Origin of the sequence: Streptomyces sp. NPDC102259 (genome assembly GCF_044766465.1) — a bacterium.
Taxonomy (GTDB): domain Bacteria; phylum Actinomycetota; class Actinomycetes; order Streptomycetales; family Streptomycetaceae; genus Streptomyces.
In genome coordinates this window covers 763,084-789,814 of record NZ_JBIWMA010000002.1, presented here as the reverse complement: position 1 = coordinate 789,814, position 26,731 = coordinate 763,084, and the positions used below count along the sequence as shown (strand labels likewise).

Below are 26,731 nucleotides of genomic sequence, written 5' to 3'. Positions count from 1 at the left end.
TCATGGCCAACGTCTCGCCCACCAGAGGTGACATGTCGACGCACCCCGATGTTCCCGAGATGCAGGCGAGGTACGCCCGCATGCTCGGTGGTCGTGATGTGGCGCTCGTGGACGGACCGGTGTTCCTGCTCGGTCTGTACTGCGCCGTGTCCCCGTGGATCCTCCACTACACCGCAAGCCAGCCCGCGCTCATGACCCACAACCTGATCGTCGGGATCGCGATCGGCCTGCTGGCGCTCGGCTTCACCGCGGCCCCCGCGCGGATGTACGGCCTGAGCTGGGCCATGTGCGCGCTGGGCATCTGGATGATCATCGCGCCGTGGGTCGTCGGCGACAGCCCGGACGCCGGCGTCGCGGTCAACAACATCATCATCGGCGCCCTGGCCCTGATCCTGGGGCTGATGTGCACCGCCACGGTGGCGAGGAGCACCCCGCAGTCCTAGAGACCCCGTCGCACCCCGGACGACGGCCGGGTCGATCCGCCCACGCGGACCGACCCGGCCGTCGTGCCGTGCGTCGCCCGGCGGTGTCAGGTGATGTTGAGCGCGGTGTCGTCGATGACGAACGAGGTCTGGAGCTTGGAGCCTTCGGTGCTGGTGAACTTGAGCGTGACCGTCTGTCCGGCGTACCCGCTCAGGCTGAAGGTGCGCTGGGCGTAACCGGAGGCCGCGTTGAGGTTGGAGTACGAGGCCAGGGTGCCCAGGACGGTGCCCGAACTGTTGAGGACCTGGACCTGAAGCGTGTCGTAGGCGGTGCTGGTGGTCGTCTCGGCGGTGTCGATGTGCAGATAGAGACTGAGCGTGGCGGAGCAGCCGGACGGGATGGCCGCCGCCTGGGAGAGGGTCTCGGTACCGGCGGTGCCGTTCCCGCCGAGCCAGGCGTAGTAGGAGCCCGTACGGGCGGCCTCGCTGCTGGAGTTGGTGATGACGCCGCTGGTGGCGCTCCAGGTCGTGGCGCCGGACTCGAAGCCGGCGTTGCCGAGCACCTGGGTGTCGGTGCAGTCGGTGCCGCCGTCGTCGCCGCCCCCGCTGCCGCTCGCGCCGGAGAGCCACTCGGTGGCGTTCAGGGCGAGGGCGGCGTTGGTGGCGCCGGTGTCGTTCCAGCCGTCGTAGAGGGTGTTGCCGGACTGGCCGGTACCGTCGTCGATCGGTGAGCTGTCGCCCCAGAAGGCGACGCGACCGCTGCCGAAGGTGCTGGTGGCGAAGAAGGCGCCGGTGTTCCCGGAGTAGCCGCTGCGGTACAGCAGGCCCTTGACCGAGGAGTTGTCGGCCGGCTTGAGCGTGGCCGTGGTGCCGGAGGCGATCAGGCTCTTGGTGACGGTGCCGAAGGAGCCGTGCAGGACGGGGTCGCTGCTGTCGCTGATCGCGGCCGGGTAGCCGGAGCTGATGGAGAGGGTGTCGACGGAGAAGCCGAACGGGTCGGTGGAGTCGACGCTGTTGTTGGTCATCAGATCGTTGAGGATCTCGACCGCGTCCTCGCCGTCGCTGTCGCGGTCGGCGCCCGTGTGGTCGGAGACCATGAACAGGCCGCCGCCGTTCTTCACGAAGTTCATGATCGCCGTCTTCTCGGCGGTGGTGAACAGCGTGTTGGGCTCCGGCAGGACGAGCGTGTCGAAGTTCGACAGGTCGGTGGTGGCCGAGCCGCCGTAGGTGAGGGCGCTCGTGGCGGTCTTGAGGCTGTAGTCGCCGGTCTTCTGGAGGGCGACGCCCCACGACGACAGCGCGCCGGTCCAGTCCGTCTCCGAGGACGGGGAGGAGTCCTGGGAGAGCGGGTCGGGCTTGCTGGTCGAGACGATCCAGTCGGCGTTGCCGGCCTCCTCCGCGTGGCCGTCGTCGAACAGGATGCGGTGGGGGGTGGCCGCGTGGGCGGGTGTGGCGCTGGTGCTGACCTGAAGGGCGGCTCCGGTGACGAGCAGCCCCAGACCGGCCAGGACGGTGGTGACCTTACGGCGGGATCTCTGTGATCCGAGCATCCGGCGAACCTCCGTGAGATGGGGGGACACGAGGCGGGTGCGGGCGCCAAATCTGCGCGCGTAGATACCGCATTCGAGGGTTCTACCCGCGTGGAACGATTGAAAGGTACATGGCATGACGGAGCGGTGAACATCAAACGCAGGCAATAACGTGAGCGAAAACGTCAACATCCCGGACGGCGCGCGCCGCCCGGTCGTGGACCCTGCCGGACGGCGCGCGCCGCCCAATCGTCGACCCTGCCGCCCTACCGCGCGTACACGTACGGCGTCGTCGTGCTCAGGGGCGCGAATCCCAGGCGTTCGAGGATGGGACGGCTCTGGTCGGAGGCGTCGACCTGGAGATAGCGGTAGCCGCGCTCGGCGGCGATGCGGGCGCGGTGGGCGATCAGCGCGCGGTAGACGCCTCGGCCGCGCCAGCCCTCGACGGTGCCGCCGCCCCACAGGCCGGCGAACGGCGCTCCCGGGATGAGTTCCATCCGCGCCGAGCTCACCGGAACGTCCCCGGCCATCGCGAGAAGCGCCACGATCGCGTCCGGGTCGGCGGCGAGACGCCCGAGCAGGAGGTCCCGCAGCCAGGCGCCGTCGTGACCGAACGCCTTCTCGTTGGCCTCGACCATGAGCTCGACGCCCGCCCGGTCGGTGACGGGAACGATGCGGACGCCCTCCGGCGGTTCGGCGTCGACCAGCTGGTCGCCGGTCTCGCCGATCATCAGGGTCTCCTCCGGATCGGCGGTGAAACCGGCCGCCTCCAGACGTTGCCCGAGGTCGGCGGGACGGTCGTGCCCGTGCAGCTTCCACTCGAACTCGTGGCCGAGCCCCGTGAAGTAGGCGACCTGCTCCGCGATCACCGCGTCGGCGTCGGCGGAGTCCAGGTCCGACCAGAGCACCCCGCTCCAGCCGCCCTCGCCACCGACATGGCGGACCACGCCCCCGACCCGTTCGACGCGCGCGTCGGAGCTCTCGGGGCGCGCGCCTTCGCGCATGTCCCGGTCGTACAGGGCTAGTACCGCGGCGTGATCCATAGGCCCACTCCAGCACCCCCGCGCGGCCGCGACAACGCAATTACCGGTGCGGGATCGAGCCGGACGCCGCCACCCCGTTCGGCCGGACCGCCGCCAGATACGCGCTCAGCCGGTCGCGGTTGCGGGCCAGACAGTCGATCCGGGCCTGGATACGGTCGATGTGCCCCTGGAGCAGGGCGGCGGTCTCCGGGGTGAGGTGCTCGGCGGGCAGGATGATCTCGTCGGGTCCGGACAGATACGGCAGGATCGCGCGGATCATCTCGGTGGTGAGGCCCGAGTCGAGCAGGCCCCGGATCTGCTGGACGTCCCGGACGGCCGCCTCCCCGTACGAGCGGTAGCCGTTCTCACCGCGGTCGGGGTGCAGCAGCTCCTGCTCCTCGTAGTAGCGCAGCAGCCGGGTCGGGACGCCGGTACGCCCGGAGAGGTCGCCGATCTTCATGCCGCGCTCCGATCGTCGCTCCCCGTCGTGGCTCCTCGTCGTCGCTCCGTGAGCGGCTCCCGGGGCCACGCCTGCCTTCACGCTTGCCTTCACACTGATGTGAATGTTCGACCATGGTCGCATGTCCACCACCTCCATGGTCAAGGGCACCGCCCTGCCCGCACCCCTGCCCTGGCCGGGCCTGCTCGCCCTGTCCACGGCCGCCTTCACCGCCGTGGTGACCGAGTTGCTGCCCGCCGGGCTGCTGCCGCGCATGGCCCCGGCCCTCGGCGTCCCCGAGGCCCGGGTGGGCTTCCTGGTCACCGGGTACGCGGTGGCGTCGTTCGTGGCGGCGATCCCGGTGACCGCGCTGCTGCGCGGTCTGCCGCGTCGGCCGGTCCTCGTCGGCGCCCTGCTGGGCTTCGCGCTGAGCAACGCGGTGGTCGCGCTGTCGTCGTCGTACGGCCTCACCTTCGCCGCGCGCCTGGTCGCCGGCGTCATGGGCGGCACGCTGTGGGCGATGCTCGCCGGGTACGCGGCCCGGATGGTGCCGGCCGAGCGACGCGGCCGGGCGATCGCGGTCGTGCTCGCCGGCATCACGCTCGCGCTGTCGCTGGGGGTGCCCGCCGGGACGGCGCTGGCCGAGGAGGTGGGCTGGCGGGCCGCGTTCGGAGTACTGTCCGGGCTCGCGGTGCTGCTCGTGGGCTGGGTGCGGTGGCGGGTCCCGGGCTTCCCTGGTGAGGCACGGGGCGAGCGGGTGCCGCTCGCCCGGGTCGCCCTCCTGCCGGGGCTCCCGGTGATCCTTTCCGTCACCCTGTTCCTGCTGCTGGGCCACCAGGTGCTGTACACGTACGTCGCGCCCTTCGCCGAGCACGCCGGATTCGGACGTCCGGATGTGGTGCTGCTGGTGTTCGGGACGTCCACGGTCGCCGGGATCTGGGGGACGGGCCTGCTGGTGGACCGGCGCCCGCGGGCCACACTGCTCGGCGCGCTCGCCCTCTGCGCGGCGGTCATGCTCGCCCTCGGCCGGTACGCCGACGCGCCCGCCGTGCTGCTGGCCTCCGTCGCCCTGTGGGGAGTGGCCTTCGGCGGGGCGCCGACCCTCATCCAGACGGCACTGGTGAACGCCTCGGGGCCCGCCGCCTCGGACGTGGCGACGTCGCTCCAGACCACGGTGTACAACGCCGGCATCGCGGGCGGTTCGCTGACCGGGGGCGTGGTCCTGGAGACGCTGGGCGCGGGGGCCCTGCCGTGGACGGCGCTGCCGCTGATCGCACTGGCCCTCACCGCGGTCGCGCTGGGCCGGCGGCACGCGTTTCCGATGGCGCGGAGCCGAGCCTAGGCCCGGGCCTGTCCGACGTGCGCGGCCGCCCGCGCGTGGGAGTGGGCGTCGGCCGGATCGCGCACATCGCCTCATCCGAGCAACTCGCCATCTGGCCCCTGCGGGTCCGGCCCGGTGGGCGGCTTCGACGGCCGTGGCCGCGGAAGCCGCCGGGCCGCCACAGGCCCCCTGTCCACCTGGCCACCTGGCCGGTGCCACCGCGGGGGCCTGTACGCCGGCCGCTGCGAGGCGGCGGCTAGCGCTCCGCGTGCGGGCGGAAGCGCCGTTGGAGGGCCACACCGCCGAGCAGCAGGGCCGCGCTGCCGGCGAGGGCGGGCAGGGTGGCGTCGGCTCCCGTGTGGGCGAGCGACGCCGCGGCCTCGGGCACCCCGCCCTGGGGGGCCGGAGCAGGGGCCGGGGCCGGCGCCTGCGGTACGGCCCGCGGGCCCGGCTGCTGGCGCTCCGAGGGCGGATCGTGCCGCGTCGGCGGCTGCGGCGCGGGCTCGGCGGGCGGCTCGGGCTCGTCATCGGAAACGTTGACGGACTCGTTGCCGAACGCCGGGTTCGCGATGCCGACGACGTTCACGCTGTTGCCGCTGACGTTCACCGGGAGGTGGACCGGCAGCTGGACGCCGTTGCCGGAGACGACGCCCGGGGAGTCCTGCGTGGCGCCGTGCGCCGTGGCGCCACCGCCGGACGAAGCGCCGTGCTTGCCGGGAGCGGCCGCTGCACCCTTGTTGGCGCAGGTGTTGCCCGCGGCGGGGTTCAGCACGCCCACCACGTTCACCGTGTTCCCGCACAGGTTCACCGGGAGGTGCACCGGCAGCTGGATGCCGTTGCCGGAGATCAGTCCGGGCGAGCCGGCCGCGGCGCCGTCCGCCGCGGAGTCGGCGTGTGCGGGCAGTGTCACAGCCATCGCGCCGGAGACTGCGGCGACGGCCATCACACCGGTTCGGGTAACCCGTCTCATGGGTCCCTGCCTTCCAGACATGAATCGCGGGCACTCGCCCGCACCCGGTAGAACGCCGCCGCACCATCCGGGTTATGCCTGAACACCCTTTCACCCCATTGGGTCCCTCTTTCCGATCCCTCTTCGGTCCTCTCGTCGAACTGGTGTCAGCCCCGTCGCGCGGGCCCCGCAGGGCGCTTGGGGCGCGGTCCGTGAACGGCGCGGGTGGCGCACGGGGCGCGGTCCGTGAACGGCGCGGGGCGGCCTCCGCCCGCCCGGAGGCGGGTCGTCGGCAGGCCGCCTATCGTGAGCGAGGGCGCCGTTCCCGGACCGCTGCGGGCGTCCCTGGAGGCACTGATGCTGGCCAAGCTGCCGACGCCGCCCGGGCTGCGACGCTGCGCGCTCGCCGCGACCGCCGCACTGACCCTGCTGGGCGCGGGCCTGCCGACGGCGACCGCGAACCGCAACGCCGCCGGGGACGGCGGTCCCGACCTCTCCCGGTTCTACGGCCAGAAGGTCACCTGGTCGGCGTGCGAGGGCGACGGCATGCCCGACGACCTCCAGTGCGCCGACCTGACCGTCCCCGTCGACTACCGGCGCCCGACGGCCGGCACGCTCGACCTCGCGCTCGCCCGCTACCGGGCCACGGGCGACAAGCACGGCTCGGTGGTGCTCAACTTCGGCGGCCCCGGAGGCCCCGGGGTCCCTGAACTCGCCTATGGCGGCAAGGAGTTCATGGACCTCACCGACAGCTACGACGTGGTCGCCCTCGACCCCCGGGGGGTCGGCCGCTCCTCCCCCGTCAGCTGCGGGGACGGTGAGGACAGCGGCCTGGCCACCCTGGACGAGGACTCGGCCCTCGCCGATCCCCAGGCACTCCTCACCCGGTTGAAGCAGGTCGCCGCCGACTGCGCCGAGCACTCCGGACCGGTGCTGCCGCACATAGGCACCGTCGACGCGGCTCAGGACCTGGACGTGCTGCGCGCGGCGCTCGGCGACAAGAAGCTCAACTACCTGGGGTTCTCGTACGGCACCCGGCTCGGCGCGGTCTACGCCGCCCGGTTCCCCGACAAGGTGGGCCGGCTGGTCCTCGACGGCGTCGACACCCTGACCGAGCCGCTCACCGAGCAGGGCCTCGCGGGCGCCCGGGGGCAGCAGGTGGCGCTGGACGACTTCGTCGGCTGGTGCACGAAGGACATCGCCTGTCCGTTCGGGCAGGATCCGCGCGTGGCCCGCGGGGAGGTCGTCCGGCTCGTGCGCTCGCTGGACGACGATCCGCTGCCGACCGACTTCGGCGCGGACTTCACCGGCCAGGACCTCGTCGCCGCCCTCGGACAGGGGCTGTACAGCAAGGAGCTGTGGCCCCTGCTGGAACGGGCGCTGGCGCAGCTCATCGAGAGCGGCGACGCCAGTGGGGTGCTCGGCTTCGCTTCCGGCGGCTTCGCCCTTCCGCTGCCGTTCCCGCTGCGCGCCGCGGACCGCGGCGAGCCCTCCCCCGGGGCGCTCGTCGACGAGGAGGACGTCCCGCTCGACAACCTGCCCGCGGCGCTGATGGCGATCAACTGCGCCGACGACCCCGACCGGCCCACGGCCGCCCAGATCACCGCGGACCTCAAGCGGCTGCGCGCCGCCTACGAGAAGGCCTCACCGGTCTTCGGTCAGTACCGCCTCACCGAGGTCCTGATGTGCTACGGCCGCCCCAGGGGAACCGACTTCATCCGCGACGAGGTGAAGAACCTGAGCACCCCGGACCTGCTGCTGGTCGGCACACGCGGCGACCCGGCGACGCCGTACCGCTGGACCGTGGAGACGGCGAAGCGTCTCGGCACCCCGGCCGTGGTGCTCGACAACAAGGGCGACGGCCACACCGGGTACGGCTCGTCCAAGTGCGTGCACCGCAAGGTCGACGACTTCCTGCTGTACGGCTCCCTCCCGCCCAGCGGCAGTTCCTGCGGGCCCGACGAAGGCGACGACTGAGTGCGCCGGCTCCTGCCGCTGCTGCTCGTCTGTCTCCTCGCGACCGGGGCGGCGGTCGCCGCGTCCGCCCGGTCGGCCTGGTGGTGGCTCGCGGCCGGCCCGCTGCTGGCGTCGGCCTGTCTGGGCGGCTGGGACCTGCTCCAGCGCCGGCGCCCCGTGCTGCGCAACCACCCGCTGGTCGGGCGGCTGCGCTATCCGACGGAGCGGGCACTCGCGCGTCCCGGGAGCGGCGCCGCGCGCGAGCCGTTCGGTGGCGACCGGGACGTGTACGAGTATCTGGTGCCGTCGCTGCGGCCGGTGGAGCCGGCCGAGGACCCGCCGGTGGTGCGGGTGGGCGGGCCGCACTGCTCCCAGCCCTACGACATGGCGCTGCTGAACGTGTCCGCGATGAGCTTCGGAGCGCTGTCGTCGCGCGCGGTCCTCGCCCTCAACAGAGGTGCGGCGCTGGGGCGTTTCGCGCAGGACACCGGGGAGGGCGGACTGTCGGAGCACCATCTGCGCGGCGGCGGCGACCTGGTCTGGGAGATCGGGACGGGGTATTTCGGCTGCCGCGACGCCGACGGCGGCTTCGACGCGCGGGAGTTCGCGGACAAGGCGGCGCTGCCCGAGGTCAAGTGCGTGTCCTTGAAGCTGTCCCAGGGGGCGGCGCCGGGCAGCGGCGGCGTGCTGCCCGGGGTGAAGGTGAGCGCCGAGATCGCCCGGGAGCGGAAGGTCCCGGTGGGCGAGACGGTGGTGTCGCCGCCCTTCCACCGGGTGTTCTCGACGCCGCGTGAACTGGTGCTGTTCCTGGCCCGGCTGCGCGAGCTGGCGGGTGGCAAACCGACCGGGTTCAAGCTGTGCGTGGGCTCCCGACGGGAGTTCCTCGCGGTGTGCCGGGCGATGGTGGCGGAAGGGGTGACGCCCGACTTCGTGGTGGTGGACGGGTCGGAGGGCGGCACCGGCGCCGGGCCGGCCGGGTTCGCCGGGCACCTCGGCATGCCGCTCACCCAGGGGTTGATCACCGTGCACAACGCCCTGGTCGGCGTCGGGCTCCGGGACCGGGTGCGGATCGGGGCGAGCGGTCGGGTGACCACCGGCTCGGACATCGTCACCCGGCTCGCGCAGGGCGCCGACTACACCAACGCGGCGCGGGCGATGATGCGCGCGGTCGGCTGTGTCGGCGCTCTGCGCTGCCATACGGGGACCTGCCCGGCCGGCGTCGCGACCCAGGATCCGCTGCGGGCACACGCCCTGAACGTGGCCGACAAGGCCCGGCGGGTCCGGCGCTACCAGCGCGAGACGGTCCGCGACGCCGTCCGGATCATGGCGGCGATGGGCGTCCGCGAGCCGGCCGAGCTCACCCCCGGCCATCTGGTCCGGCGGACGCGGCCGGGCACGGTCCGTTCGTACGCGGAGCTGTACGAGTGGCTGGCGCCGGGCGAACTGCTCGCCGGCCCCCCGGAGTCCTGGGAGACGGACTGGAAGGCCGCGGACCCGGACAGCTTCGGCTAGCGCCCCCGCGCCGACGGCTACGAGGGCGATACCAGGCCCACGAGAGCTACCAGGGCTACCAGGGCCCACGAGGTCCATGTGGGCTTGGTGGGCTATGCGGGCTATGCGGGCTATGCGGGCTATGCGGGCTTGACGGTGACGAAGGCGTCGATCGCCGCCGTCAGCTCGGCCGGCTTCTCGACGGGGAGTTCGTGGCCCGCGTCGAGGACGCGGACGGTGGCGTCCGGGTAGGCCTTGGCCATGCGCAGCATCTGCCGCACCGGAAGCTGGATGTCGTGGTAGCCGTGGATCATCAGGGTCGGGGCCTGGATCTCGCCGACCCTGTCCAGCACGTCGAAGGCGCGCATGGCGCCGTACAGCGTCATGACCACCTCGCGCGGGGTGTCCGCCGAGGACTTGACGTACGCGCGGATCTCGTCGCGGGGGTAGCCGGGGGCGAAGGCCCGCTGGATGTTGGCGGCGACGAACAGCTTGAAGGGGACGAGGGTGGAGACGCCCATCAGCAGGCCCCTGCCCCGGCTGTAGGTCATCTTGCCGATGGAGTTCACCAGCACCATCCGCTCCACCCGTGCGGGGTGGGAGAGGGCGACGGTCTGCGAGATCATCCCGCCCATCGAGTGACCGACCAGCACGAACCGATCGATCTCCAGGTGGTCGAGGAGGGCCAGGAGGTCCGTCGCCAGCTCGGCGACCGTCTTCACGCCCGCGCCGCTGCTCTCGCCGTGCCCGCGCAGGTCGAACCGGATCACCCGGCGCCGCTCGGCGAAGTGCGCCACCTGGTGGTCCCAGCGGTGCCGGTTCGCCGTCCAGCCGTGCACGAACACCAGGGGCACCCCGTCGCCGTCGCGCGGGCCCTCGTCGTCGTACGTCAGTGCTGCGCCGTCGACTTCGAGCTGCGGCATGGGTGCCTCCTGCGGTGCGATCCCGGTTACTGACGCGTACGGTAACCGGCCGAGGGGGTCGCCGTCACCGTCCGGCGCCCACGGGATCGCGCTCAGAACTCCACGGGATCGCACATCAGGGGGCAGGTCATGCGGTCCGCCGCCGCGTCCGCGCCCGAGCGCGGCGCCCACGACGTCGCCGCCGCCGCGACCTTGACCACACATACACCCGAATGCATAACGTTATTGCTCCAAATGCCCGAAAGGCGATGGGGACCTATCGTGCTGATATGGAGCACGCACTGAGCCCAGCGACCCTCTCCGAACTGCGCCGCCCGCGCCCCTATCCCGCGGTGTCCGTGCTGACGCCGACGCACCGGCGGGAACCCGAGAACACCCAGGACCGGGTCCGGCTGCGCAATGTCGTGGCCGAGGCGAAGAAACAGCTGGACACCGACCCGGCGATCAGCCGCGAGCGACGCGCCGACGTCGCCGACCAGATCGACCTGGCCCTGGCCGAGGTCGACCTGGCGCACACCGAGGACGGCCTGGTCATCTACGCCGCCCCGGGCGAGCACCAGGTGTGGTCCCTGGCCCGTGCCGTCCCGGAGCGCGTCGTGCTCTCCGACACCTTCCTGACCCGCAACCTCGTCTCGGCCCAGGCCGCCGATCGGCCGTTCTGGGTGCTGTCCGTCTCCGCCGACCGCGTCACCCTGTGGAACGGCGGCGCCGACCGGGTCACCGAGGAACACGCCGGCGGCTTCCCGCTGGTCAGGAGTCAGCCGAACTTCGACGCCGAGCGCATGGAGCGGATCGGCGACTCGCCCAGCACGTTCCGCGACGAGGGCACCCGCCACTTCCTGCGCGACGCCGACACCGCGATGGGCAGGCTGCTGCGCGCGGACCCGAGGCCGCTGTACGTCACCGGCGAGCAGGCGGCGCTGTCGCTCCTCGACGAGTTGGGCGGGGTCGCCCGGGACGCGACGCACATCGCGCACGGCGGCCTCTCCCACGGCACACCCGACGCCGTGTGGCAGGCGGTGCGTCCCCTGCACGACGCGGAGGGCCGCCGCAACACCGCGGCCGTCGCCCGGGAGCTCGACTCGGCCCGTGGACACAAGACGTTCGCGGCCGGCGTCGACGAGCTCTGGCAGAGCGCGCGGGAGGGCCGGATCCGGCTGCTGGCCGTCGAGGAGAACTACCGGGTCACGGTCCGCGACGGTGGCGACCATCTCGTCCCGGCCGTGAGCGGCGACCTCGACGCCCGCGAGGACATCGTGGACGAGATCGTCGAGCAGTGCCTGGAGACGGGCGCCGAGGTGCGCTTCGTACCGGACGGCGCACTCGGCGACGCGGACGGGATGGCGGGCGTGCTGCGCTACTGACCCGCACCGCGGCGGCTCGGCCGGTCGCCCCGGTCGGCCGGTCGCCCCGGTCGCCCCGGTCAGCCGGTCGCCCTGATGGGCCGGTTGCCCTGGTCGGGGCCCGTTCGACGCCTTTCACCGGCGGCGTACGCTACGGCGTGATCGTCGACCGGGAGGGTGAGTACGCGTGGGTGACCTGCTGGGCGTGGCCGTACTGGGTGCCGGGCACATGGGGGCCGACCACATACGCCGCCTCGATCGCGTGGTGAGCGGAGCCCGGGTCGCGGCCGTGGCCGATCCCGACGCCGCGCGCGCGAAGGAGGCCGTGGCCGGTATCGAGGGCGTGACGGTCCACTCGGAGGTCGAGGCCGCGCTCGACGCGCCCGGCGTCGAGGCCGTGCTGATCGCCTCGCCCGGCACCGCGCACCAGGAGGCGTTGCTCGCGGCCTTCGCCCGCGGGCTCCCGGTGCTGTGCGAGAAGCCGATGGTGCCGGACTCGGCCGGGGCGCTGCGCGTGCTGGAGGCGGAGGCCCGGCTGGGGCGGCGGCTGACGCAGATCGGGTTCATGCGGCGCTACGACGCCGGGTACCGCAGGCTCAAGGCGCTGCTGGACGACGGGCGGCTCGGTCGGCCGCTGATGCTGCACTGCGTGCACCGCAACGTCTCCTCGCCGCCGGGCTTCACCAGCGCGATGCTGATCGACAGCTCGGTGTCGCACGAGATCGACGCGGCCCGCTGGCTGCTCGGCCAGGAGCTGACCGCGGTCACCGTACGGCGCCCGCGACCCTCCTCCGGCGCCCCGCAGGGCCTGCTCGACCCGCAGTTCGTGCTCTTCGAGACCGACGGGGGCGCCCTGGTCGACGTGGAGGTCTTCGTCAACTGCGGTTTCGGTTACCAGGTGCGCTGCGAGGCCGTGTGCGAGGCGGGCAGCGCGCGGATCGGCGACGACCAGGGAATGCTCGTCACCACGGGCGGCACCGCCGGCGCGGACGTGCCCCAGGACTACCTCGTGCGGTTCGTGGACGCCTACGACCGCGAGGTGCAGGCCTGGGTCGACGCCACCCGGCGCGGGCTGGTCACCGGCCCGACCGTCTGGGACGGCTACGCGGCCTCCGTCGTCGCCGAGGCCGGGATCCGGGCTCTGGAGAGCGACACGCGCGTCGCGGTCGAACTCGCCCCGCGCCCCGGCCTGTACACCGCGGGCGGTCACTGAGCCCCGAGGTTCAGACATTGCCGAGCAGAGCCTCCAGTCCCTGGTCGACGGCGGCGCCGACATCCTCCCGGCCCGCCGCGACCACGGCGTAACTGCGCAGCAGGAACCGGCGCAGGGCGCCCGTCTCGAACTGGAGCAGGGCCAGGCCGAGCGGGGAGTGGAACTCCACCACCGTACGGACCGGCCCGCAGGGCCAGATGTGCACGTCCCCGCTCCCGGCCGGACCGTTCACGCCCTGCTCCAGCAGGCTCCGGCCGAAGGTCCAGGTGACCGCCTCGCCCGCGAGGGAGACCTCCGGCGGGAAATCGACGTGCACGGCGAACGGGTCGGTGGAGTCGTAGCGGAGCGTGGCGGGCACGGGCAGCTCCTGGTCCTCCGCGGTGATCAAGCGGGCGCGGACGGGTTGTTCCAGAGTGATGTCCATGCAAGTACGACCTCGCAGGGGCCACTTGCATTACGCGAAAGCGGTGTCCAATTCATGTGACCTGCGTCACAACGGCCAGTGCCTGGAACATCAGCCCGCCGAACACTCGAACGATGGTCACCTCAACCCCCTCAGGAGTCCCCCAAGTCACGTACGTCACCTACGACTTGAGGCACTTCCAAAGCCCGCCGACCACCTCCCGCCACCCCACCCGGAAGACACTGGCATATGCCAGAAGCACCACCGAATCGTGTGTTGCCAAATCCCTTACACACCGTCGCGGGCTGTGCAACAGTCGTAACGGCCCTTGTGCCAGCCTTCGCCGTACCGTCCCGCATCGGAGTGCGTCATGCCGCCCCATGTCTCCGCGGACCGCTCAGCCGCCCAGCCGCCGGGGCGCGGCTCGGTCGACGCGCTGATCACGCAGACACGGCGGCTCAAGGGCGACATGGACGCCGTACGGCAGGACGCCCGCGGCGACACGGCGGACCCGCAGGGCCGCTGGCAGCGCGCGCTCTACGACCTGGCGCTGCACCAACTCGACGACCTCGACACGCACCTGGCCCAGTTGCGGGACGGTCCGCCGCCCGTGCCGGCCGCCGAGCGCCCGCCCGCCGCACCCGCCGCGCCCCGGCGCGAGTCGCTGCTCAGCCGGGTCGGCAGCGCCGAGTGGAACCTGCTGACGGACGAGGCGGTCTGGTCCGAGGAGCTCTACGGGATCCTCGGCCGCGACCCCGCCGCTCCCCCGCTCACCCTCGACGAACTACCCGCGCTCGTTCTCGACGAGGACCGGCCCAGGCTGACGGCCATGGTCACGGACTGTCTGATCGACGCCCGGCCCATCGACGGCGAGTTCCGCGTCGTGCGCCCGGACGGCGAGCACCGCACCGTGCACATGATGGGCGAGCCCGTGCTCGACGCAGAGGGCGGCACCACCTCGATGTGGGCCGTGCTGCGGGACGTCAGCGAACTGCGCCGCAGCCAGCGGGCGGTGCACGAGAGCCGTGACTCGCTCCAGCGGCAGCGGCACCGGGCCCAGACCGAACACCGGCTCGCGGTGGAACTCCAGGAGGCCGTGCTGCCGCCCTGGCGTGGCTCCCCGCGCCTGCCGCACCAGGGCCCCCGCTCCCTCGACCTCGCCGCCCACTACCTGCCCGCCGCGACGACCTCGCAGATCGGCGGCGACTGGTACGACGCGCTCGAACTCTCCGACGGACAGACGCTGCTCAGCGTCGGTGATCTCACCGGCCACGGCCCGACCGTAACGTCGACCACGGCGATGCTGCTGGGCGCCCTGCGCGGCATGGCCATGGCGGGCACCCAGCCCGCCCAACTGGTGTCCTGGCTCAACCAGTTACTGGACGCCACGGTCCAACCGGCCCTGGGCAGCGCGGTCTGCTGCCGCTACTGGCCGGACACCCGCACCCTGACGTGGGCACAGGCCGGACACCCCGTCCCGTTGCTGTTCCGCGACGGGACGGGACGCCGGCTGGACGCACCGCAGGGCGTGCTCCTCGGAGCCACCGCACACGCCGCCTACGGGCAGGCCGAGGAGACCCTCGAAGAAGGCGACCTGCTGCTGCTGCACACCGACGGACTGGCGCCCGCCGACCGCCTCCTCGGCCTGGCCCCTCGTCTGGACAGGGCGCGCACCGCACAGGAGTGTGTGCGGATGGTCGTGGAGGAGTGCGGCGAGAGCGAACGCGCCGACGACGCCTGCGTGCTCGTCGCCCGGGTCACCCGGTGAGTGGACCGGACCGACGACGTCCCGCTCACACCTGAGCGCCGTTGCCCCCCTTGCTCCCCCTGCTGCCCTTCTGCTTGGGCAACGCCAGCCTGATCTCCTCACGCAGCTCGCTGATCCTCGGGTAGGTGGCGTACTCCGCGGTGAGCCGGTACATCTGGCTCAGCCGGTCCCAGGTGCGCCGGGAGGAGTTCGACCCCATCGACATCAGGGCCAGCCGCGCGAACCGGTCCGCCTGCTCGGGGTCGTCGGCGATGAAACAGGCGGACGCCATGGACAGATGGTCGAAGATCTTCGACCGCTCCCGCCCGTCGACGCGCAGCGCCAGCGCCCGCTCCGCGTAGTACTGGGCGTGCGCGGCCGCCTGCGGCTCGAACTCGGCCAGCGTGCGGTAGGCCAGCGCCTGCATGCCGTACAGATCCTCGTCCTTGAAGGTCTGCATCCAGGACGGCGGTGCGACGTCCCCCTTGTCGGAGACGAAGAGGTCCTCCGCGAGACCGAGGGTACGGCGCATGGCCTGGCCCTTGCCCATCGACGCCTGCGCCCAGGCCTCGACGGTGTGGAACATCGCCCGGGTGCGCGGCGTCACGTCGTCGCCGGATCCGGACTGGGCGAGCTTCATCAGGTCGAGGGCCTCGTCGGGCCGCCCGAGGTGGACCATCTGACGGGCCGCCCGGGAGAGCGCCTCGCCGGCCCGCGGCCGGTCACCGCCCTCTCGTGCGGCATGGGCGGCGATGACGAAGTACTTCTGGGCCGTGGGCTCCAGACCGATGTCGTGCGACATCCAGCCCGCGAGGACGGCGAGGTTGGCCGCGACGCCCCACAGGCGCCGCTGGAGATGGGCGGGATGGTGGTAGGCGAGGATGCCGCCCACCTCGTTGAGCTGTCCCACGACGGCCTTGCGTTGCAGCCCGCCTCCGCGGGCCGCGTCCCAGGCCCGGAACACCTCCACCGAACGCTCGAGTTCGTCCACCTCCTCCTTTCCGATGGGGGCGGCCTCGTAGCGGTCGAACCCGGCGGGGTCGGCATGGTGGAGGAGGGGATGGTCGATGACAGGAGCGTCGGAGGAGAGGGTGGGGTCGGTGTGCAGCCACTCGTACATGGCACTGCTGAGAGCTGATCCCGCGGCGAGCGCGGCACCCGCACCCACCAAGCCGCGTCGGTTGAGCATGAGGTCCATTCCCGTGAATTCGGTGAGGACCGCAGCAGTCCGTTCGGGCGCCCACGGCACATCGTCGGGGTGTTCCTCATTCCCGCCGCCGGGCCGTTTCCCTGTACGCCCGTGCCGGACCAGACCGAGGTCCTCGATGGTCACGACACGGCCGAGACGCTCGGTGAACAGAGCCGCCAGCACCCTCGGCACCGGATCGCGCGGGATCTCTCCCATGTCGATCCAGCGCCGCACCCGGGAGGTGTCGGTCGACAGCTGGGGGTGGCCCATGGCCGCCGCCTGCCGGTTGACCAGCCTCGCGAGTTCCCCCTTGGACCAGCCGGCCAGGCCGAACAGGTCCGAGAGGCGGGTGTTGGGTTGTCCGCTCACGTCAAGCCCCCAGGTTCTCGGCTGGAGTTGACAGTAGCCCGGTGAAAGTTGCCGGGCGACTATTCGCCAGGGTTCGCCAGGGTTCGCCAGATGGTGTGCCACTGGGCGATGGGTGTCAGGTAGGAAAGCGCCACCCCGACCCGGTCGCCGAGGGACATTCCCCAGGGTGTACCCGAAAGGGCCGGTCGGGGCAGCGTTCTGACGTCCGGCACACGAAGGGATCTGTTTCTCCCATGTACGCAGCATCGTCCTCCGTGTCCGCCCCGCCCCGGTCGCTGCACACCCGCCCGGGCGGCGGCGGCCCCTATCTCGACCCCGCCGCGCGGTCGGCGGGCCCCGCGCTCGGCGCCGGTCTCGCCCGGCGACCCGCGGGGCTGGGCACTCAACCGCTCAGCGGGAGACTCGACCTGTCCGGCCCCCAGGGCGCCCAGCTGCGCACGGCGATCGCGTCCGTGCACCGGATCTGCCCGGAGTTCGCCCCGGTCCAGGTGCTGCGCCGCAGCGGACGCTCGGTGTTGCTGGTCGGCACGACCGGCCGCAGCACGGCGGTCGCCAAGTGTTTACTCGACCACTCCCCCGTGTGGGCCGAGCAGATCAGGCACGAAATAGCCGCGTACCGCACGTTCGTCCGGCACCGCCCTCCGGTGCGGGCGCCGAGACTGATCGCGGCGGACCCGGACAACTGCACCCTGGTGATCGAGCGGATGCCGGGCCGGGTGGCGGCACTCCAGCGGCACCCCACCGAGGCCCCGCCGCGCGCGGACGTCCGGGCGGCACTCGGCGCGGTCTGCCGGCTCAACGCCTGGCGGCCCCCTGCCGGGACGTTCGACGCCCCGCTGGACTACGCCGCCCGTATCTCCCGCTACCACGAGCTGGGTCTGCTCACCGACCGGGACATGGGCGACCTCCAGAAGCTGCTGCACGGCATCGCGGCCACCGCGGGCCGGCAGGGCATGGGCCAGTTCTGTCACGGCGACGCCCTCCTGTCGAACATCCTTCTCTCACCGGCCGGTCCAGTGCTGGTGGACTGGGAGCACGCGGGGTGGTATCTGCCGGGCTACGACCTGGCGACGCTGTGGTCGGCGCTGGGCGACGCGCCGGTGGCGCGCCGTCAGATCAGCCAGATCGCCCAGTCGGCGGGCCCGGCCTCCCGGGACGCCTTCCTGGTGAACCTGATGCTGGTCCTGACCCGCGAGATCCGTACCTACGAGACGGCCGTGCAGCGTTCGATGCACGACGTCACCCCGACGGCCCCGGGCGCCCATCCAGGTGGCGGGCCGTCCGGCGAGGAACAGCGACTGCTGCTGCGACGACTGCACGACGACTGCCAGCTGGCCCGCCGGGCCGTGCGCGCGGCGGTCGGCACCCGCTGAGGGGACAGGGGTCCGCGGTCGCCTGAACGGCGGCGCACCGCGGGCGCCCGCGGTGCGCCAGCGGTGTCTTGACGGGGGAAATCTCCTGTGTGTGGGCATGATTGACGGGTTGTCGGCAAGCCGGTGACAGATGGTTCATGCCCGGCCCCGCACCCCCCGCCCGCCCGTCCCAGGAGGCCGTCTTGCGAAAACCCGTCACTCGCCCCGGACCTGGCAGACACACCCGTAGAGCCGCAGGCGCCATGGCGTCGGCGGCTCTGCTGCTCCCGCTGCTCGGCGCGGCCTCGCCGGCCGAGGCCACGGATCCCTCGGTCACCCCGGCCGGCACGGCTGCCGGAGCGAGCAGCCTTCAGCGGGCCTTCGGCGTCGCGGCCGCCGAGTACCACGTGCCGCGCAGCCTGCTGCTGGGCGTCTCCTACCTCCAGTCCCGCTGGGACACGCACGCCGGAGCGCCGAGCGTGACCGGCGGCTACGGACCGATGCACCTCACCGACGCCCGTACGGCGCTCGCCGCGGCCCCGCACCACAGCCAGGGCGCGGAGGACGCCCGCGGCGACTCCGCCCGCCCGGCCCGTGTCCCGCGGACGCGGCTCCCGGCCGTCGACGAGCTCCCGGCCCGGCTGCGGACGCTGCCGAGGGCGGCGGAGCTGACCGGCCTGAGCGCCGAGGAGCTGCGCACGGATCCCTCGGCCAACATCGCGGGCGGCGCGGCGCTCCTCGCCGCCGCGCAGCGGAGCCTGGGCGAGCCGCTGAGCGCCGACCCGGCGGACTGGTACGGCGCGGTGGCGCGCTTCTCGGGCGCGGACGACAGCGCGACGGCCGGCGCCTACGCCGACGACGTCTTCGACGTGCTCCGCACCGGCGCGGAGCGCATGACGGACGCCGGTGGGCCGGTCGCCCTGGCCGCCGTGCCGGGCCTGGCCCCGCGGACCGCCCAGCTACGGGAGACCGGCCTGCGCACGGCCTCCACGGCCGGCACCGAGTGCCCGACGACGGTGTCCTGCGAGTGGATCCCCGCGCCCTACGAGCAGTTCGGCGACAACGACTACGGCAACCACGACCTCGGGGACCGGCCGACCGCGCCGAGCATCAAGTACATCGTCGTGCACGACACCGAGGGCGGCTGGGAGGGGGTGCTGAACATGGTCCAGGACCCCACCTATGTGTCCTGGAACTACACCCTGCGCTCGACCGACGGCCATGTCGCCCAGCATGTGAAGGCCAAGGACGTGGCCTGGCACGCGGGCAACTGGTACATCAACGCCAAGTCGATCGGCCTGGAGCACGAGGGCTTCCTCGCCCAGCCGGACTCCTGGTACACGGAGGCGATGTACCGGTCGTCGGCGCGGCTGGTGAAGTACCTGGCCGGGCGGTACGGCATCCCGCTGGACCGGCAGCACGTCCTGGGCCACGACAACGTGCCCGGGCCGACCACCGCGACCGTCTCCGGGATGCACACCGACCCGGGCCCGTACTGGGACTGGCGGCACTACTTCGAGCTGCTGGACCGGCCCTTCGCGGCGACGGCCCGCAGGAGCGGCGGTCTGGTGACGATCCGGCCGGACTACCTCGCCAACCAGCCCGTGTACACGGACTGTGTCACCAAGGGTGAGCCGTGCGCCGCGCACGGCTCCGGCGCGGTGCGGCTGTACTCCGACCACGACGAGAAGTCGGCCCTGATCAAGGACATCGGCCAGGGGTCGGCCCCGACCACGGGCGTGAACGACACCTCCTCGCGGGTGTCCACCGGCCAGCAGTACGCGGTCGCCGACCAGTGGGGTGACTGGACGGCGATCTGGTACCTGGGTCAGAAGGCGTGGTTCCACAACCCGAAGGACCGGCCGACGGCGGTACCCGCGGCGGGCCAGGTGATCACTCCCAAGGACGGCCCCGACAGCGTTCCGGTCTACGGCCGCGCCTACCCGGAGGCGTCGGCCTACCCGGCGGGCGTCCCGGCCCAGGCGGTGTCGCCGCTCCCGTACACCCTGCCGAAGGGCCAGAAGTACGTGGTCGGCGACAAGGTGCCGGGCGAGTACTACTACGCGGTCAGTTTCGCCACCGGCTCGCACCAGGTCGTGATCGGCGAGGACCAGTACTACGAGATCCAGTACGGCCACCGGGTGGCGTTCGTGCGGGCCGCGGACGTGAAGCTGATGTCGTCGATGTCGTAGTCGCGCCTCAGCCCTGCTGGAACAGCTCCGCCGGGAGCGGTTTCAGCAGGGCGTACAGGTCGTCGGTGATGGGGCGGTCCCAGGCGGCGATGGTCACCAGGACGTTGTCGCTGCGGTCGAACTGCACGCAGGAGATCCGGCCCTCGGAGAGCTTGAGGCGGCGCACGATCAGGAGGTTGTCGCCCTGCATCACCGGCATGTCCTCGGTGCCGACGACGGTCACCTCCTCGTCGTTCTCCAGCGCGAGCAGCAGCTGGGCGACCTCGAAGGGAACCTCTCCCTCCTCCACCTCACGGGCCGGGGAGCCCTCGGGCAGGTTGCCGATGATCATCGCGGGGCCGCGGCCGCCGAAGAGGTCGTAGCGCAGGAAGACGCCCTGGCAGCTGCCGTCGGGGGCGGGCAGCAGTCCGGCGCCCAGGTTGCCGGGCCAGTCGCCCGGATCCATGGCCAGGACGTCGAAGTCGGGCCCGGCGGGAGTGGCGCTGCGGCGGCGGAGGAACGACATGCCGCCATGGTACGTGGACAGCGCCGTCCGGCGACCGCCGGGAGGGACACGGTTCGTCGTCCCGGGGTGCCGTCGCTCCTCGGGTGGTGGCGGCTCACGACGCCTGCCCGCCCGGGTCCCCGCCCGGGCAGGCGCACCGTGCCGGCCGGACGCCCGGCACCGGTCTCAGGTCAGGTCGAACTCCCCCTCCCGCGCCCCCGACACGAACGCGCCCCACTCCGCGGGCGTGAAGATCAGGGAAGGGCTCGCTGGGCGACCACTGTTGCGCATCGCGATGAATCCCTCGACGAAGGCGATCTGGACATCCCCCCGCCCCCGGCTGCTGGACTGCCACTCGGCGCTGCTGAGGTCCAGCTCCGGCTTGTCCCAGCCCGTGAGCGGCTGCTGCTGGATGGTGCTCTCGGCCACGTCCGTGCTCCTCCCGGTTCGTCGTCCGCGGGTCAGCCTAGCGATCGGTTCCGAACCCCGACAGAGCACGTGAGGGGGACCTTTCAGGACTCCGGTGGCCGCGCTCCCACGAGCCACATGGAGAAGAACTGCGAGCCGCCGCCATACGCGTGCCCGAGGACCTTCCCGGCCCGCTCCACCTGGTGTTCCCCGGCCTGGCCGCGCACCTGGAGCGCCGCCTCCGCGAAGCGGATCATGCCGGAGGCGCCGATCGGGTTGGTGGACAGGACGCCGCCCGACATGTTGACGGGCAGGTCGCCGTCGAGCTCGGTCACCCCGGCCTCGGTCAGCTTCCAGCCCTCGCCCTCGTCGGCGAAACCGAGGTTCTCCAGCCACATGGGCTCGTACCAGGAGAACGGCACGTACATCTCGACGGCGTCGATGTCCCGGCGCGGGTCGGTGACCCCGGCCTGCCGGTAGACGTCGGCGGCACAGTCCTGGCCGGCCCGCGGCGACACGGCGTCCTTGCCGGCGAACAGGGTCGGTTCGCTGCGCATCGCGCCGCCGAGCATCCAGGCGGGCCGGCGGGGCGCGCGGGCGGCTCCGGCCCGGTCGGTGAGGATCATCGCGCAGGCGCCGTCGGAGGAGGGGCAGGTCTCCGAGTAGCGGATCGGGTCCCAGAGCATGGGCGAGGCCTGGACCTTCGCCAGCGTGATGTCGTGCTCGTGCAGGTGTGCGTAGGGGTTCTTCAGCGCGTTGCGCCGGTCCTTGTACGCCACCAGGGAGCCGACGGTGTCGGGGGCGCCGCTGCGCCGCATGTACGCGCGCACGTGCGGGGCGAAGAATCCGCCCGCCCCGGCGAGCAGGGGCTGCTGGAAGGGGATCGGCAGGGACAGTCCCCACATGGCGTTGGACTCGGACTGTTTCTCGAAGGCGAGGGTCAGCACGGTGCCGTGCACGCGGGCCGCGACGAGGCCGGCGGCGACGAGGGCGGTGGACCCGCCGACGGAGCCGGCCGTGTGCACCCGCAGCATCGGCTTGCCGACGGCGCCGAGCGCGTCGGCGAGGTAGAGCTCGGGCATCATGACGCCCTCGAAGAAGTCGGGGGCCTTGCCGATGACGACGGCGTCGATGTCGGCCCACGTCAGCTCGGCGTCGTCGAGGGCGCGTCGGGCGGCCTCGCGGACGAGCCCCGCGATCGACACGTCCCGGCGTGCCGCGACGTGCTTGGTCTGGCCGATCCCGACGACGGCCACGGGCTCCTTGCTCATCGCGGTTCCCCTTCGAGTACGGCGACCAGGTTCTGCTGCAGACACGGTCCTGAGGTGGCGTGGGCGAGGGCGCGGTCGGACTCGCCCCGGTGGATCCGGGCGGCGGCCTCGCCGACGCGGATGAGGCCGGCGGCCATCATCGGGTTGGCGGCGAGGGCGCCGCCGGACAGGTTCACCCGCACGCTGTCGTCGAGCCGCAGCGCCTTGCGCAGGACGACCTCCTGCGCGCTGAACGGGGCGTGCAGTTCCGCGGTGTCGACGGGCCGCTCGAAGGCGCCGGCACGTTCGGCGGCCAGGCGGGTGGAGGGCGAGTCGGTGAGGTCGCGCACGCCGAGCGAGTGGGCCTCGATCCGGTGGTCGATGCCCCGGATCCAGGCGGGCCGGGAGCACAGTTCGCGGGCCCGCTCGCCGGCCGCGAGGATCACGGCGGCCGCGCCGTCGCCGACGGGTGGGCAGTCGCCGGTGCGCAGCGGCCGTACGACGTAGTCCCCCTGAGGGACGGAACCACGGAGCTGAGCACGGGAGTTGAGGGTCGCGACGCGGCGGCTGCGGGCGCCGATCGCGGCGAGTTCGCTCTCGTCGGTGTCGCCCGCGTCGATCAGGGCCTGCGCCTGGAGGGCGGCGAGGGCGACGGAGTCGGGCCACAGCGGGGCGACGTAGTACGGGTCGAGCTGACGGGTGAGCACGTCGCGCAGGGAGCCGGGCGAGGACTTGCCGTAGGAGTAGACGAGCGCGGTGTCGGCGTCGCCGGTGAGCAGCTTGGTCCACGCCTCGTACAGCGCCCAGGCGCCGTCCGTCTCGACATGGGACTCCGAGATGGGCGGCCAGGCGCCGACGCCGTCGAGGGCGAGGGTGAAGGAGAAGGCCCGGCCGGCGAGGTAGTCGCTGGAGCCGGAGCAGGTGAAGCCGATGTCGGCGGTCTTGAGACCGGTCCGGTCCAGGACGCTGTGCAGGACCGGCATGAGCATCTCGACCTCGGAGAGCTCGTCGGTGGTGCGCCGGACGTCGGTCTGCGCGAAGGCCACCACCGCGATGTCCCGGTTCACAGCAGCTCCTTGTACGTGTCGTAGTCCGCGTCGGGTTCGCCGGTCGGCCGGTAGTGGTCGGGGTAGCGGGCCCCGTCCGTCCACACCGGTTCGACGCGCAGGCCCATGCGTACCTGGTCGTAGGGGATGCCGCCGATGCGGGCGTGCAGCGCGAGGTCGGCGCCGTCGAGGGCGATGTGGGCGTAGACGTAGGGCACCTCGATGTCGAGGTTCTTCGCCTTGATGTTGACGATGCAGAAGGTGGTGACGGTCCCGCGCGGTCCGACCTCGACCTGCTCGTCGGTCGGGACGCCGCAGGTGGGGCAGGCCCCGCGCGGCGGGACGTACACCTTGCGGCAGGACGGGCAGCGTTCGCCGACGGTCCTGCGGTCGGCGAGGGAGTTGATGTAGGCGGTCTGGGCCCGGCCGGGCGAATAGGTGTAGTCGAGCCGGGCGGCGGCGACGATGCCGGCGACCGGGTCCGCGAACTCGCCGGTGCTGCCGGTGAGTTCGGCCGGTCCGCCCTCGTACGGCTCGAAGCAGGCGATGTCGGTGATGGCGCCGGTGCGTTCCTCGGCCCAGCGGATCCGGACGCGCGTCCCGGTGTGGACGGCGTCGGGGCCGGGGGCGTCGAGAGCGTGCAGCAGGGCGGTGTCGGCGCCGTCGAGGCGGACCAGGACCCAGGCGAAGGGGGTGGTGAGGGGCTGCCCGCGGCGGGGCGCGTGGTTCCAGGCCCAGGTGGTGACCGTGCCGGTGGGGGCGACCTCGACCAGGTCGTGGATCTCGTCGGCGGTGACCGGGTCGTACTCGACGGGCGGGACGAGGGTCCGGCCGTCGGAGGCCCGTACACCGAGGACGACCCGCTCACGCAGGCCGGTGAGAAAGGCGCTCTGCACGGGACCGAGGGAACGGGTGAACGGAAACTCGACGACGAGCGGTGCTTTGAGGACTTCGGGCATCGGAGCTGCCTCCTTGGGAGTTCGGCGTGCTGGGGCCGGGCCCCGTGAGGGGCGCGGGGAACTGCGCGACCAGCCCACGGCGGCCCGCAGTCGGCGAACGGCGTCACGCCCGTCCGCTCAACCCGCGGAGCGTCACGCCCGCTTGTAGACCGGCGCCCGCTTCTCCGCGAAGGCACGCGCGCCTTCCTTCGCGTCGTCGGTGTCGAACACCGGCCAACCGCGTGCGAGTTCGGCGGCCAGCCCGTCGGCCTCGGTCAACTCGGCGGCCTCGTAGACGGACGCCTTCACGGCCTCCACGGCAAGGGGCGCGCAGGCATTGACGCGTTCGGCGATCTCCAGGGCCTTCTCCAGGGCGGTGCCGTCGGGGACCACATGGCCGATCAGGCCGATGTCGGCGGCCTCGCGGGCGGTGTAGGGCCGGCCGGTGAGCAGCATCTCCAGGGCGTGGGTGCGCGGGATCTGGCGTGGCAGGCGGACCGTCGAGCCGCCGATCGGGAAGAGGCCGCGTTTGACCTCGAAGAGACCGAAGGTGGCGGACTCGCCCGCGACGCGGATGTCGGTGCCCTGGAGCATCTCGGTGCCGCCCGCGACGCAGTACCCCTCGACGGCGGCGATCACCGGCTTGCGGGGGCGGTGGTGGCGCAGCATCGCCTTCCAGTGCAGGTCGGGGTCGGCCTTGAGCCGGTCGCGGTGCCGCTCGCCCTCCATGCCGCGGCCGGCCAGGGCCTTGAGGTCCATGCCGGCGCAGAAGGAGCCGCCCGCGCCGGTGAAGACGATCGAGCGGATCGAGTCGTCAGCGTCGGCCTCGAGCCAGCCGTCGTACAGGCCTACGAGCATGGCGATCGAGAGCGCGTTCTTGGCCTCCGGCCTGTCGAGCGTGAGCACGAGTGTGGCGCCTTCGCGGCGCACGGTGAGGTGTTCGGTGCCGCTCATCGCAGATCTCCCCTCGGAAAGAACGAGAACAGGTTGCAGGAGGCGTGATGGCAGTTCAAGGGTTTTCTGACAGTCAGTCAGATTTATTGGCGCGGGCCCTTCCCACTTACGGCCCGCTTTGCTCAGATGACCGACGAACCGTCGGAGAACCAGGCCCCAGAACCGGCCCCCGGTCAGGAGGAGCGGTGGAGTACAACCTTGCCGACCTGTTCGAGTCGGTCGTCGACGTGGCGGCGGACCGTGAGGCGCTCGTGTACGTCGACCACCCCGGCACGGGCGCGGAGCGCCGGCTGACGTACGCGGAGCTCGACGCCGCGGCCAATCGCGTCGGCCATCACCTCCTCGACAGCGGGATCCGCCCCGGAGAGCATCTCGGCCTGCATCTGTACAACGGCGTCGAGTACCTCCAGACGGTGCTGGGCTGCCTCAAGGCGCGGATCGTGCCGGTCAACGTCAACTACCGCTATGTGGAAGAGGAGTTGGTCTACCTCTACCGGGACGCGGATCTGGTGGCGCTGGTATACGACGCGGAGTTCACGGACCGGGTGGCGGCGGCGCTGCCGCAGACCCCGGGGCTACGGCACCTGATACGGGTGGGCCCGCCGGGCGAGGGCGTCATCTCCTTCGCGGACGCGGAGGCGAGCGGCTCTCCCGGGCGCGGGTTCCCCGACCGCTCGGGCGACGACCAGTTCATCATCTACACCGGCGGCACGACCGGCCTGCCCAAGGGGGTGATGTGGCGTCAGGAGGACCTGTTCTTCTCGGGGTTGGGCGGCGGCTCGCCGACCGGCGAACCGGTGAAGAAGCCGGAGGAGATCGCCGAGCGGGTCGCGGCCGGCGGAACCGGGATCACCTTCTTCCCCACCCCGCCGCTGATGCACGGCACCTCCACCCTCACCGCCTTCATCGGCTTCAACTTCGGTCAACGTGTCGTGATCCACCGCAAGTTCGTTCCCGAGGAAGTGCTGAGGACGATCGAGAAGGAGAAGGTCACCAGCATCTCCCTGGTGGGCGACGCGATGCTGCGGCCGTTGATCGACGCGCTCGACGGCCCGCTGAGGGGCACGGACTGCTCGTCGGTGTTCAGCGTGTCCTCGTCCGGCGCGATCATGTCGGACACGGTCCGCCGCCAGTTCCGGGCGCTGATGCCCAACGCGATGCTGCTGAACAACTTCGGCTCCTCGGAGTCCGGGTTCAACGGCACCGCGACGGAGGACTCGGGGCCCGAGCGCGGCTTCCGGGTCCGCGTCAACTCCCGTACCCGGGTGGTCGATCCGGCCACCCATGAACCGGTCGCGGCGGGCGAGGTCGGGCGGGTCGCCCAGCGCGGTCACGTCCCGCTCGGCTACTACAACGACCCGGCGAAGACGGCCGAGACCTTCTTCCGCAAGGACGGCGAACGCTGGGTACTGCTCGGCGACATGGCGACCGTCGACGAGGAGGGCGTGGTCGTGGTCCTCGGGCGCGGCTCGCAGTGCATCAACACCGGGGGCGAGAAGGTGTACCCCGAGGAGGTCGAGCAGGCGCTGAAGTCTCATCCGGACGTGTACGACGCCCTGGTGGCCGGGGTGCCGGACCCGACGTGGGGCAGCCATGTGGCGGCGGTCGTGCAGGTGCGCAGCGGTGCCGCGCAGCCCTCGCTGGAGGACATCCAGCACCATTGCCGCACCCGGCTGGCCGGCTACAAGATCCCGCGTCAGCTGGTGGTCACGGAGTCCATCCGGCGCTCGCCGAGCGGGAAGGCGGACTACCGGTGGGCGCGAGAGGTGGCGGTCGCCGAGGACCGGTGAC

At 72.3% G+C, this 26,731-nt stretch carries 24 protein-coding genes; 10 read left to right on the top strand and 14 right to left on the bottom strand.

Annotated features, from left to right (window positions below; translation table 11 throughout):
* Positions 1-2: 2 nt before the first annotated feature.
* On the top strand, positions 3-443 hold the full coding sequence (locus tag ACIRPU_RS08060) for an SPW repeat protein (RefSeq protein ID WP_384117874.1): 441 nt from the start codon (positions 3-5) through the stop codon (positions 441-443).
* Between the two features lie 86 nt (positions 444-529).
* Here the strand turns inward: ACIRPU_RS08060 and ACIRPU_RS08055 are convergent, their stop codons facing one another.
* The 3 genes from ACIRPU_RS08055 to ACIRPU_RS08045 form a co-directional block, all read right to left on the bottom strand.
* A complete protein-coding gene (locus tag ACIRPU_RS08055; RefSeq protein ID WP_403863176.1) occupies positions 530-1,972 on the bottom strand; it encodes a hydrolase in 1,443 nt (480 codons plus the stop codon).
* Positions 1,973-2,217: 245 nt separating this feature from the next.
* Positions 2,218-2,994, bottom strand: a complete 777-nt coding sequence (locus ACIRPU_RS08050) for a GNAT family N-acetyltransferase (RefSeq protein ID WP_403863173.1) — start codon at positions 2,992-2,994, stop codon at positions 2,218-2,220.
* A gap of 40 nt (positions 2,995-3,034) precedes the next feature.
* Positions 3,035-3,433: a MerR family transcriptional regulator gene (locus ACIRPU_RS08045; protein ID WP_403863170.1), complete on the bottom strand. Its 399-nt coding sequence runs from the start codon at positions 3,431-3,433 to the stop codon at positions 3,035-3,037.
* Positions 3,434-3,554: 121 nt separating this feature from the next.
* Here ACIRPU_RS08045 and ACIRPU_RS08040 point away from each other — a divergent pair, with 121 nt between their 5' ends.
* On the top strand, positions 3,555-4,754 hold the full coding sequence (locus tag ACIRPU_RS08040; RefSeq protein WP_403863167.1) for an MFS transporter: 1,200 nt from the start codon (positions 3,555-3,557) through the stop codon (positions 4,752-4,754).
* A 235-nt stretch (positions 4,755-4,989) separates the two neighbouring features.
* Here ACIRPU_RS08040 and ACIRPU_RS08035 read toward each other — a convergent pair whose 3' ends face one another.
* Positions 4,990-5,676 carry a chaplin gene (locus tag ACIRPU_RS08035; RefSeq protein ID WP_403863164.1) on the bottom strand — a complete coding sequence of 229 codons (687 nt, stop codon included), beginning with the start codon at positions 5,674-5,676 and terminating at the stop codon, positions 4,990-4,992.
* 363 nt (positions 5,677-6,039) lie between these two features.
* Between ACIRPU_RS08035 and ACIRPU_RS08030 the strand changes: the two genes are divergently transcribed.
* Positions 6,040-7,659 carry an alpha/beta fold hydrolase gene (locus ACIRPU_RS08030; protein WP_403863606.1) on the top strand — a complete coding sequence of 540 codons (1,620 nt, stop codon included), beginning with the start codon at positions 6,040-6,042 and terminating at the stop codon, positions 7,657-7,659.
* Positions 7,660-9,150 carry an FMN-binding glutamate synthase family protein gene (locus ACIRPU_RS08025; protein WP_403863161.1) on the top strand — a complete coding sequence of 497 codons (1,491 nt, stop codon included), beginning with the start codon at positions 7,660-7,662 and terminating at the stop codon, positions 9,148-9,150. It abuts the gene before it with no gap.
* 119 nt (positions 9,151-9,269) lie between these two features.
* Here ACIRPU_RS08025 and ACIRPU_RS08020 read toward each other — a convergent pair whose 3' ends face one another.
* Entirely contained in the window at positions 9,270-10,052 is a 783-nt protein-coding gene (locus ACIRPU_RS08020; RefSeq protein WP_403863158.1) for an alpha/beta fold hydrolase, read from the bottom strand.
* Positions 10,053-10,144: 92 nt separating this feature from the next.
* Positions 10,145-10,270, bottom strand: coding sequence for a hypothetical protein (locus tag ACIRPU_RS08015; RefSeq protein ID WP_403863155.1), 126 nt, complete (start codon positions 10,268-10,270; stop codon positions 10,145-10,147).
* Between the two features lie 51 nt (positions 10,271-10,321).
* Between ACIRPU_RS08015 and ACIRPU_RS08010 the strand changes: the two genes are divergently transcribed.
* A complete protein-coding gene (locus ACIRPU_RS08010) occupies positions 10,322-11,416 on the top strand; it encodes a chemotaxis protein (protein WP_403863152.1) in 1,095 nt (364 codons plus the stop codon).
* Positions 11,417-11,582: 166 nt separating this feature from the next.
* A complete protein-coding gene (locus ACIRPU_RS08005) occupies positions 11,583-12,608 on the top strand; it encodes a Gfo/Idh/MocA family protein (protein ID WP_403863149.1) in 1,026 nt (341 codons plus the stop codon).
* Between the two features lie 10 nt (positions 12,609-12,618).
* Here the strand turns inward: ACIRPU_RS08005 and ACIRPU_RS08000 are convergent, their stop codons facing one another.
* Entirely contained in the window at positions 12,619-13,032 is a 414-nt protein-coding gene (locus tag ACIRPU_RS08000) for an SsgA family sporulation/cell division regulator (RefSeq protein WP_403863146.1), read from the bottom strand.
* Between the two features lie 349 nt (positions 13,033-13,381).
* Here ACIRPU_RS08000 and ACIRPU_RS07995 point away from each other — a divergent pair, with 349 nt between their 5' ends.
* Positions 13,382-14,779 carry a PP2C family protein-serine/threonine phosphatase gene (locus ACIRPU_RS07995; protein WP_403863144.1) on the top strand — a complete coding sequence of 466 codons (1,398 nt, stop codon included), beginning with the start codon at positions 13,382-13,384 and terminating at the stop codon, positions 14,777-14,779.
* Between the two features lie 25 nt (positions 14,780-14,804).
* On the opposite strand, the gene ACIRPU_RS07990 is transcribed toward ACIRPU_RS07995, so the two are convergent.
* Complete coding sequence (locus tag ACIRPU_RS07990) at positions 14,805-16,316, bottom strand: hypothetical protein (RefSeq protein ID WP_384117906.1); 1,512 nt, start codon at positions 16,314-16,316, stop codon at positions 14,805-14,807.
* A 233-nt stretch (positions 16,317-16,549) separates the two neighbouring features.
* Here ACIRPU_RS07990 and ACIRPU_RS07985 point away from each other — a divergent pair, with 233 nt between their 5' ends.
* Together ACIRPU_RS07985 and ACIRPU_RS07980 are read left to right on the top strand one after the other, a co-directional pair.
* Positions 16,550-17,689, top strand: coding sequence for an aminoglycoside phosphotransferase family protein (locus tag ACIRPU_RS07985; RefSeq protein ID WP_403863141.1), 1,140 nt, complete (start codon positions 16,550-16,552; stop codon positions 17,687-17,689).
* A 242-nt stretch (positions 17,690-17,931) separates the two neighbouring features.
* Positions 17,932-19,860: an N-acetylmuramoyl-L-alanine amidase gene (locus ACIRPU_RS07980; RefSeq protein WP_403863138.1), complete on the top strand. Its 1,929-nt coding sequence runs from the start codon at positions 17,932-17,934 to the stop codon at positions 19,858-19,860.
* 7 nt (positions 19,861-19,867) lie between these two features.
* On the opposite strand, the gene ACIRPU_RS07975 is transcribed toward ACIRPU_RS07980, so the two are convergent.
* The 6 genes from ACIRPU_RS07975 to ACIRPU_RS07950 all read right to left on the bottom strand — a co-directional run bounded on the left by ACIRPU_RS07975 (position 19,868) and on the right by ACIRPU_RS07950 (position 24,940).
* Positions 19,868-20,365, bottom strand: a complete 498-nt coding sequence (locus ACIRPU_RS07975) for a hypothetical protein (protein WP_062646030.1) — start codon at positions 20,363-20,365, stop codon at positions 19,868-19,870.
* 165 nt (positions 20,366-20,530) lie between these two features.
* The gene (locus tag ACIRPU_RS07970) at positions 20,531-20,773 is read right to left on the bottom strand and encodes a DUF397 domain-containing protein (RefSeq protein ID WP_355708279.1); all 243 of its coding nucleotides are present in this window, start codon (positions 20,771-20,773) and stop codon (positions 20,531-20,533) included.
* An 83-nt stretch (positions 20,774-20,856) separates the two neighbouring features.
* The gene (locus tag ACIRPU_RS07965) at positions 20,857-22,023 is read right to left on the bottom strand and encodes a thiolase domain-containing protein (protein ID WP_355708280.1); all 1,167 of its coding nucleotides are present in this window, start codon (positions 22,021-22,023) and stop codon (positions 20,857-20,859) included.
* Positions 22,020-23,069, bottom strand: a complete 1,050-nt coding sequence (locus ACIRPU_RS07960) for a thiolase domain-containing protein (protein ID WP_384117914.1) — start codon at positions 23,067-23,069, stop codon at positions 22,020-22,022. Before ACIRPU_RS07960 ends, ACIRPU_RS07965 begins: the two co-directional genes overlap by 4 nt.
* On the bottom strand, positions 23,066-24,007 hold the full coding sequence (locus ACIRPU_RS07955) for a Zn-ribbon domain-containing OB-fold protein (protein WP_403863133.1): 942 nt from the start codon (positions 24,005-24,007) through the stop codon (positions 23,066-23,068). Before ACIRPU_RS07955 ends, ACIRPU_RS07960 begins: the two co-directional genes overlap by 4 nt.
* A gap of 132 nt (positions 24,008-24,139) precedes the next feature.
* Positions 24,140-24,940, bottom strand: a complete 801-nt coding sequence (locus tag ACIRPU_RS07950; protein WP_403863130.1) for a crotonase/enoyl-CoA hydratase family protein — start codon at positions 24,938-24,940, stop codon at positions 24,140-24,142.
* A gap of 185 nt (positions 24,941-25,125) precedes the next feature.
* On the opposite strand from ACIRPU_RS07950, the gene ACIRPU_RS07945 reads away from it, so the two are divergent.
* A complete protein-coding gene (locus ACIRPU_RS07945; RefSeq protein WP_403863127.1) occupies positions 25,126-26,730 on the top strand; it encodes an acyl-CoA synthetase in 1,605 nt (534 codons plus the stop codon).
* Position 26,731 lies beyond the last annotated feature (1 nt).

Coding starts and splice junctions, on each gene's coding strand:
- ACIRPU_RS08060 (WP_384117874.1), top strand. CDS start 3: ATGGCCAACGTCTCGCCCACCAGAGGTGACATGTCGACGCACCCCGAT.
- ACIRPU_RS08055 (WP_403863176.1), bottom strand. CDS start 1,972: ATGCTCGGATCACAGAGATCCCGCCGTAAGGTCACCACCGTCCTGGCC.
- ACIRPU_RS08050 (WP_403863173.1), bottom strand. CDS start 2,994: ATGGATCACGCCGCGGTACTAGCCCTGTACGACCGGGACATGCGCGAA.
- ACIRPU_RS08045 (WP_403863170.1), bottom strand. CDS start 3,433: ATGAAGATCGGCGACCTCTCCGGGCGTACCGGCGTCCCGACCCGGCTG.
- ACIRPU_RS08040 (WP_403863167.1), top strand. CDS start 3,555: ATGTCCACCACCTCCATGGTCAAGGGCACCGCCCTGCCCGCACCCCTG.
- ACIRPU_RS08035 (WP_403863164.1), bottom strand. CDS start 5,676: ATGGCCGTCGCCGCAGTCTCCGGCGCGATGGCTGTGACACTGCCCGCA.
- ACIRPU_RS08030 (WP_403863606.1), top strand. CDS start 6,040: ATGCTGGCCAAGCTGCCGACGCCGCCCGGGCTGCGACGCTGCGCGCTC.
- ACIRPU_RS08020 (WP_403863158.1), bottom strand. CDS start 10,052: ATGCCGCAGCTCGAAGTCGACGGCGCAGCACTGACGTACGACGACGAG.
- ACIRPU_RS08015 (WP_403863155.1), bottom strand. CDS start 10,270: ATGCATTCGGGTGTATGTGTGGTCAAGGTCGCGGCGGCGGCGACGTCG.
- ACIRPU_RS08010 (WP_403863152.1), top strand. CDS start 10,322: ATGGAGCACGCACTGAGCCCAGCGACCCTCTCCGAACTGCGCCGCCCG.
- ACIRPU_RS08000 (WP_403863146.1), bottom strand. CDS start 13,032: ATGGACATCACTCTGGAACAACCCGTCCGCGCCCGCTTGATCACCGCG.
- ACIRPU_RS07995 (WP_403863144.1), top strand. CDS start 13,382: ATGCCGCCCCATGTCTCCGCGGACCGCTCAGCCGCCCAGCCGCCGGGG.
- ACIRPU_RS07985 (WP_403863141.1), top strand. CDS start 16,550: ATGTACGCAGCATCGTCCTCCGTGTCCGCCCCGCCCCGGTCGCTGCAC.
- ACIRPU_RS07980 (WP_403863138.1), top strand. CDS start 17,932: ATGGCGTCGGCGGCTCTGCTGCTCCCGCTGCTCGGCGCGGCCTCGCCG.
- ACIRPU_RS07975 (WP_062646030.1), bottom strand. CDS start 20,365: ATGTCGTTCCTCCGCCGCCGCAGCGCCACTCCCGCCGGGCCCGACTTC.
- ACIRPU_RS07965 (WP_355708280.1), bottom strand. CDS start 22,023: ATGAGCAAGGAGCCCGTGGCCGTCGTCGGGATCGGCCAGACCAAGCAC.
- ACIRPU_RS07955 (WP_403863133.1), bottom strand. CDS start 24,007: ATGCCCGAAGTCCTCAAAGCACCGCTCGTCGTCGAGTTTCCGTTCACC.
- ACIRPU_RS07950 (WP_403863130.1), bottom strand. CDS start 24,940: ATGAGCGGCACCGAACACCTCACCGTGCGCCGCGAAGGCGCCACACTC.